This window comes from Bellilinea sp. (genome assembly GCF_053501535.1).
This window is the reverse complement of sequence record NZ_JBRCOK010000116.1, coordinates 1-6826: the sequence shown is the minus strand read 5'-3', so window position 1 is coordinate 6826 and position 6826 is coordinate 1. Positions and strand designations below refer to the sequence as shown.

8 protein-coding genes are annotated in these 6826 nt (G+C 60.3%); 7 read left to right on the top strand and 1 reads right to left on the bottom strand.

Annotated features, from left to right (window positions below; genetic code table 11):
- The 7 genes from ACWIZX_RS11275 to ACWIZX_RS11245 all read left to right on the top strand — a co-directional run.
- The coding region (locus ACWIZX_RS11275) for a substrate-binding domain-containing protein (protein ID WP_448335837.1) at positions 1 to 588 on the top strand (588 nt) is incomplete at its 5' end.
- Entirely contained in the window at positions 585 to 1499 is a 915-nt protein-coding gene (gene rbsK, locus ACWIZX_RS11270; RefSeq protein ID WP_448335836.1) for a ribokinase, read from the top strand. The genes ACWIZX_RS11275 and rbsK, both read left to right, overlap by 4 nt.
- Positions 1496 to 1891: a D-ribose pyranase gene (rbsD, locus tag ACWIZX_RS11265; protein WP_322792328.1), complete on the top strand. Its 396-nt coding sequence runs from the start codon at positions 1496 to 1498 to the stop codon at positions 1889 to 1891. Before rbsK ends, rbsD begins: the two co-directional genes overlap by 4 nt.
- 18 nt (positions 1892 to 1909) lie before the next feature.
- The gene (locus ACWIZX_RS11260) at positions 1910 to 2887 is read left to right on the top strand and encodes an ABC transporter permease (protein WP_448335835.1); all 978 of its coding nucleotides are present in this window, start codon (positions 1910 to 1912) and stop codon (positions 2885 to 2887) included.
- A gap of 132 nt (positions 2888 to 3019) precedes the next feature.
- Positions 3020 to 3958, top strand: coding sequence for a ribose ABC transporter substrate-binding protein RbsB (gene rbsB, locus ACWIZX_RS11255; protein WP_448335834.1), 939 nt, complete (start codon positions 3020 to 3022; stop codon positions 3956 to 3958).
- Between the two features lie 64 nt (positions 3959 to 4022).
- Complete coding sequence (locus ACWIZX_RS11250) at positions 4023 to 5519, top strand: sugar ABC transporter ATP-binding protein (protein ID WP_448335833.1); 1497 nt, start codon at positions 4023 to 4025, stop codon at positions 5517 to 5519.
- 22 nt (positions 5520 to 5541) lie between these two features.
- The gene (locus ACWIZX_RS11245) at positions 5542 to 6531 is read left to right on the top strand and encodes an ABC transporter permease (protein ID WP_448335832.1); all 990 of its coding nucleotides are present in this window, start codon (positions 5542 to 5544) and stop codon (positions 6529 to 6531) included.
- Between the two features lie 110 nt (positions 6532 to 6641).
- Here the strand turns inward: ACWIZX_RS11245 and ACWIZX_RS11240 are convergent.
- A partial coding sequence (locus ACWIZX_RS11240) for a hypothetical protein (RefSeq protein ID WP_448335831.1) occupies positions 6642 to 6826 on the bottom strand: 185 nt, incomplete at its 5' end.

Genomic DNA, 6826 nt, shown 5'->3' with positions numbered 1-6826 from the left:
CTGCCGGTGGTGGTGGTGGACCGCCGCCTGAGCGGTCTGGAGGTGGACACCGTGCTGACCGATAACCTGCAGGGCGGCCTGACCGCCATCCGCTACCTGTTAGACCTCGGTCATCGGCGGATTGCCTGCATCACCGGGCCTTCCAACCTCACCCCGAGCGCCGAGCGGGTGATCGGCTACCGGCAGGCATTGCAGGAACGCTCCCTCCCCGTGGACGAAACCCTCATCCGAAAAGGCGATTTTCACCCCCATTCCGGCTATCTGGCCGTCAGCCAGCTGCTCCACAGCGCCCCCCGCCCGACGGCTTTCTTCATCTGCAACGATATGATGGCGATCGGCGCAATGCGCGCCCTGGCTGAAGCCGGCCTGCAAGTCCCTCAAGATTGTTCCCTGGCGGGTTACGATGACATCGAACTGGCCTCCTATGTTACCCCGCCCCTCACCACCATCCGTCAGGATAAAAACGCCATGGCCGATGCCGCCGTCCACATGATTCTGGAACGGATTGCCGATCCCGGCTTGCCGGCGCGCACCCGCATCCTGCCCATCCGGTTGGTGGAACGTCAATCCACACGGAGGATCGCATGAATCATACCCTTGTTGTTGTTGGCAGCTTGAACATGGATCTGGTGGTGCGCGCACCGCGCCACCCCCGCCCCGGAGAAACGCTGATCGGCAGCCAGTTCCAGACGTTTCCGGGTGGAAAAGGCGCCAATCAGGCAGTGGCTGCCGCGCGGTTGGGCGCCCGGGTGCGCATGATCGGCCGAGTCGGCCAGGACGCCTTTGGGGATGCCCTGCTGCAAACCGCCCGGCAGGACGGGGTGGATACCACCTTCATCCGCCGTGATCCCCATGCCGCAACCGGTGTTGCTCTCATCACCCTGGATGAAGCCGGACAAAACACCATTGTGGTCGCCTCCGGCGCCAACATGCAGGTTTCGCCGCAGGATATTGAGCAGGCGGCAGCCGCCTTTGAAGGCGCCAGCCTGCTGCTGATGCAGCTGGAATGTCCGCTGGAGGCCGTCGAAGCCGCCGCTGAACTGGCTCGGCGGCGCGGCATTCCGGTAGTGCTCAACCCGGCGCCGGCACGCCCGCTGCCGCAAAGCCTGCTGGCAAAGGTTGACTACCTGCTCCCCAATCAGCATGAATTGCATCTGCTCGCCGAAGGCGAAGCGGACTACCACACCGCCGCCGCCCGTCTGATGTCGAACGGGGTGCGCAATCTGGTAGTCACGCTGGGAGAAGAAGGCGCGCTGCTGGTTGCTCCTCACACCCAGGAAAAACTGGCCGCCTTCAAAGTACCGGTGGTGGATACGGTTGCCGCCGGCGATGCCTTTGCGGCTGCCTTCAGTGTGGCGCTGGCGGAAGGCAAGAGCCTGCGCGAAGCGGTGCTGTGGGGCAATGCCGCCGGTGCCATCGCGGTCACCCGCCCGGGCGCACAGCCCTCCATGCCCAACCGGGAAGAACTGATCCACTTTTTGAAGGAGCGCGGTCTATGAAGAAAACCCCCCTGCTGAACATCGCCCTTTCTGAAGTCATTGCCAGCCTGGGTCACGGCGATATGCTGGTGATTGGGGACGCCGGCCTGCCGATTCCCCCTGAAACGCTGCGGATTGATCTGGCGCTGACCAAAAACATCCCTTCATTTACAGACACCGTCCGCACCGTGCTGGAAGAGATGCGGGTCGAAAAGGTGCTGGTGGCGCGCGAAACCGCTCAGGTCAGCCCGCAGGTTCTGGCGGAATTGAAACGGCTGCTGCCGGACACCCCCTTTGAAGAAATCAGCCACAGCGAATTGAAAGAACATTGCGCTCGAGCGCGCGCCGTGGTGCGCACCGGTGAATTCACACCCTACGCCAATGTGATTCTGGTCGCCGGCGTTGTTTTTTAGTTTTGGGGAAAGCAGAGTATGTCCATGATCCCTGCCCAGCCAGCCACCCAGGCCTCTGCCTTTGACCGGCGCGCCTTCTTGCAGCGCTTTGGGTTGATGTTTTCCTTTCTGCTGCTGATTCTGGCGCTCTCCCTGCTTTCGGAGCGTTTTCTCACCTCCGCCAACCTGATCAACATCCTGCGGCAGGCCACCATCAACGGCATCATCAGCGTGGGCATGACGCTGGTCATTCTGACCGGCGGGATTGACCTTTCGGTAGGGTCGGTGCTGGCGCTTGCCGTCACCATCGGCGCCTCGCTGATGAAGCAGGGTCAACCGGTTGCGGTAGCTGTGCTGGCTGCGCTGGCCGTGGGTACGGTGCTGGGGATGATCAACGGCTTGATGATTACCCGCGCAAAAATTCCGCCCTTCATCGCCACCCTCGGTATGCTGACCGTGGCGCGCGGGTTGACGCTGATGTATACCCAGGGTCAACCGATCACCGGTCTGCCGCCCGCCTTCCGCTGGATTGGTACCGGTGTGGTTGCCGGTATTCCGGTGCCCATCTTTCTGACCTTACTGGTGTTTGCCGCCGGGTGGATTTTCCTGAGCCGTACCAAATACGGCGCCCAAATCTACCTGATGGGCGATAACCTCAACGCCGCCAAACTGGCCGGCGTACCCACCGACCGGATGACCGTGCTGGTGTATGCCATTTCCGGTTTTTGCGCCGCGCTGGCCGGGCTGGTGCTGGTGGCTCGCCTCGACTCGGCGCAGCCGATCATCGGGCAGGGCTATGAATTCAACGCCATTGCCGCCGTGGTGGTTGGCGGTACCAGCTTCGCCGGCGGTGAGGGCGGCCTGGCCGGCACCCTGCTGGGTACCCTGCTCATCGAAACGCTCAACAACGGTCTCAACCTGTTGAATGTTTCCCCGCTGTGGGAGCAGGTGGTTAAAGGGGTGGTGATTGCGCTGGCGCTTCTGCTGCATAAAGCGTTTAGCCCACCAACCAGATGATTGTGCAACACGAATGACTGGTTCAAACGGAAAGGAGGTTTATGAATCTTTTTGGAAGAAGAGGCAACCCTGTATTCACAAAAACCCATCTCATTGAACGAAATTCCATAACTTAACAACCGGAGGAGAACCATGAAAAACCTGCTTAAGCTCATTTCCATTGTGATGCTCGTCTCCCTGCTCCTGGCGGCTTGCGCTCAACCCACCCCAACCACACCTGCGCAGCAGCCTACCACCCCGCCACAGACGGGCGAAGTAACCCTGGGGCTGGTCATTTCCACGCTGAACAACCCCTTCTTCGTCACCCTGCGGGATGGCGCTCAAAAGGCGGCCGATGCCGCCGGCGTCAAACTCATCGTCGTGGACGCTCAGGATGACTCCGCCAAGATGACCGCCGGCATCGAAGACCTGATCAACAAGAAGGTCTCCGCCCTGCTCATCAACCCAACCGACTCCGACGCCGTCGTCCCCGCCATCCAGAAAGCCAATGACGCCGGCATCCCCGTCTTCACCGTTGACCGCGGCGCCAACGGCGGCACCGTCGTTTCCCACATCGCCTCCGATAACGTCGCCGGCGGCAAGATGGCAGCCGAGTTCCTCTGCAAAGCGATCGGCGGCAAAGGCAAGGTCGTTGAACTGCAGGGCATCGCCGGTACCTCCGCCGCCCGCGACCGCGGCCAGGGCTTCAACGACTACATGTCCACCTCCTGCAAGGATGCCCAGATCGTTGCACAGCAAACTGCCGACTTCAACCGCGACAAGGGCTTGAAGGTCTTCGAGAACATCCTGCAGGCCCAGCCCGAAATCAACGGCGTCTTCGCCCACAATGACGAGATGATCCTCGGCGCCATTCAGGCCGCCGAAGCCGCCGGTCGTACCGGCATCGTCTTTGTCGGCTTCGATGCCATTGACGACGCCGTGCAGGCCGTCAAGGACGGCAAACTGGCCGCCACCGTTGCCCAGCAGCCAGATGTGATGGGCAAACTGGCTGTTGAAACGGCTGTCAAATACCTGAGCGGCGGTAAAGTCGAAACCTACATCCCCGTACCGCTCAATCTGGTTACCAAATAAGCGACAAACCAACGGGTTTGGGGGCGGCTGGGCCGCCCCCTGCCCCCCTTTTTTTCGAGGTTGCATGACACAAGACATTCCCCGTCTCAAGCTGGAGCATATTTACAAAGCCTTTCCCGGCGTGCAGGCTGTCCAGGATGTCAGTCTGGAAGTGTACGGCGGTCAGATTCTGGCGCTGGTCGGCGAAAATGGCGCCGGTAAATCCACGCTGATGAACATTGTCAACGGCGTGGTGCAACTCGATTCGGGAAACATTTACCTGGATGGTCAGCCGGTGCAAATCACTTCGCCGCGCCGGGCATTGGAACTGGGCATCACCATGATTCATCAGGAACTGGCGCTCATTCCCGAATTGACCGTCGGACAGAACATTTACTTGGGACGGGAACCCCGCCGCCTGGGCGGTTGGATTGACTGGCCGCAGGTTTATCGGCTGGCCCAGCAAGAGCTGGACCGGCTGGGTATTGAGGTTTCGGCACGCGCCAAAGTGGCCGATTTGAGCATTGCCGAACGCCAGCTGGTTGAAATTGCCAAAGCCCTTTCCTATCAGGCGCGCCTGATTGCGCTGGATGAGCCTACCAGTTCACTGACCAGCCGCGAAACCGAAACGCTCTTCCGGCTGGTGCGCACCCTGCGTCAGGAAGGCGTTGCCCTGATCTACATCTCCCACCGGCTGGAAGAGGTCTTTGAGCTGGCTGACCGGATTGCCGTGATGCGTGACGGGCAGCTGGTAGCCGAAGGCAATGCCGCCGAATTCACCCCCAACCGGCTGGTGCAGTTGATGGTTGGGCGAGAACTGACCGAATTTTTTCCAAAAAGCAATACCCAGCGCGGTGAACCGATTTTGAAGGCGGTGAATTTGCAGGCCGGCAAGGAGGTGCGCGGGGTTTCTTTTGAACTTCACCGCGGCGAGATTGTCGGCATGGCCGGACTGGTCGGCTCCGGGCGCACCAACGTTGCCCGCCTGTTGTTCGGCGCCGACCCGCTCAAAGGAGGCGAAATCTGGCTTGAAGGCAAGCCGGTGCGCCTGCGTTCCCCGCGGGATGCCATCCGGCTGGGGATCGGACTGGTGCCGGAAGATCGCAAAGCCCAGGGGTTGTTCCTCAAGCAAAGTGTACGTTACAATGCCGCCGCCGGTTTGCTTCAACGGCTTTCACGCTTCAGTTTCATCAATTTCCGCGCCGTCAATCAGATTGTGCGTGAACTGGTGGAACGTTTGCGCGTGCGCACGCCATCGCTCAACCAGCAGGTCCGCAATCTTTCGGGCGGCAATCAACAAAAAGTGATCATCGCCCGCTGGCTGGCGCTCAACCCCAAGGTGCTGATCATGGATGAGCCGACCCGCGGGGTGGATGTCGGCGCAAAGGCGGAAATCCACGCCCTGATGAACGAACTGGCCGCGCAGGGCATGGCGATTTTGATGATTTCTTCCGAATTACCGGAAGTACTTGGGGTCAGCGACCGGATTCTGGTAATGCGCGAAGGGCGTCTGGTTGCCGAACTGAGCCGTGAGGAAGCCAGCCAGGACCGCATCATGCAGGCAGCCACCGGGCAGGCCTGATGAAGGGAAGCGAGGTGCATTGATGAAATCCAGCAATTCTTCAAACCAGCTGCTATCGTTCATCCGCCGCGCCAGCACCTACTTGATTTTGCTGGTGATTCTGGTATGGTTTGCCCTGCTCTCACCCGACTTTCTGACCGTCAACAATCTGCTCACGGTTGCCCTGCAGACCTCATTAATTGCTCTGGTTGCCATCGGCATGACCTTTACCATCATCACCGGCGGCATTGACCTGTCGGTCGGCTCAACCGCCGCGCTGGCGGGTGTACTGGCAGCCGGAGCGGCTACCCGGCTTGGGCTGGGTACCTATCCGGGCCTGCTGATCGGTCTGCTGAGCGGGGTGGGTATCGGTTTCCTCAACGGGGCGTTGATCGTCTGGGGGCGCATGCCGCCGTTTGTAGCCACACTGGCCACCATGGCAATTGGGCGCGGCCTGACTCTGGTCTATACCCAGGGACGCCCGATTGCCGGTCTGGATAAATCCTTTACTTTTTGGGGCGGGAGCGGCTGGCTTGGTGTTCCCGTACCGGTTTGGGTGCTGCTGGTGGTTGCCGTTGTGGCACACATCATTCTCAAACAAACGCCCCTGGGTCTGCGCATTTTTGCGGTCGGCGGCGGCGAAGAAACCACCCGCCTGGCGGGCGTAAACGTTGGCCAGGTCAAATTCAGCGTGTATGTGTTCAGTGGAATCTGCGCCGCATTGAGCGGTTTGATTCTGACGGCCCGGCTGTGGTCAGCCCAGCCCAATGTGGGGATTGGCCTGGAACTGGATGCCATTGCCGCTGCCGTATTGGGGGGCAGCAGTCTGGCGGGCGGCATCGGCGGCATTCCGGGTACGCTGGCCGGGGCGTTCATCATCGGCATTCTTTCCAACGGCCTGAACCTGCTGGAGGTGCCTTCGTACAACCAGCAGGTGGTCAAGGGGGTAGTCTTTATTGTGGCCGTCATGCTGGATTACTTTATCAAACAGCGCAAAGCCCCTGCCCCTGCCGCTGCAGCAGAAGAAAGCTGATCGATTCATCCAGGCTACGTCTTCCTGTTAAACCAGAGGTACGCCCAAAGCCAACCCCTTTGACCATCGGGGATAAGAGCGGATATTGAAACTCAAGAAAGCTGACTCGCTTAACCCGAAATCCTCTTTTCCCAAATACCGGTTTTCAGGCGGGCAATCCATACATCCACTTCATCCGAAGGCAGATCCAACACCACCTGCCAGTAACGCAGCTGAGGGGGGCTCAGCCCGCGCCCTTTGCGGGAAAGCAAGTAAGCCCGCAAAGCATCATCCCCCCAGGTTGTCCGCAGCCAGC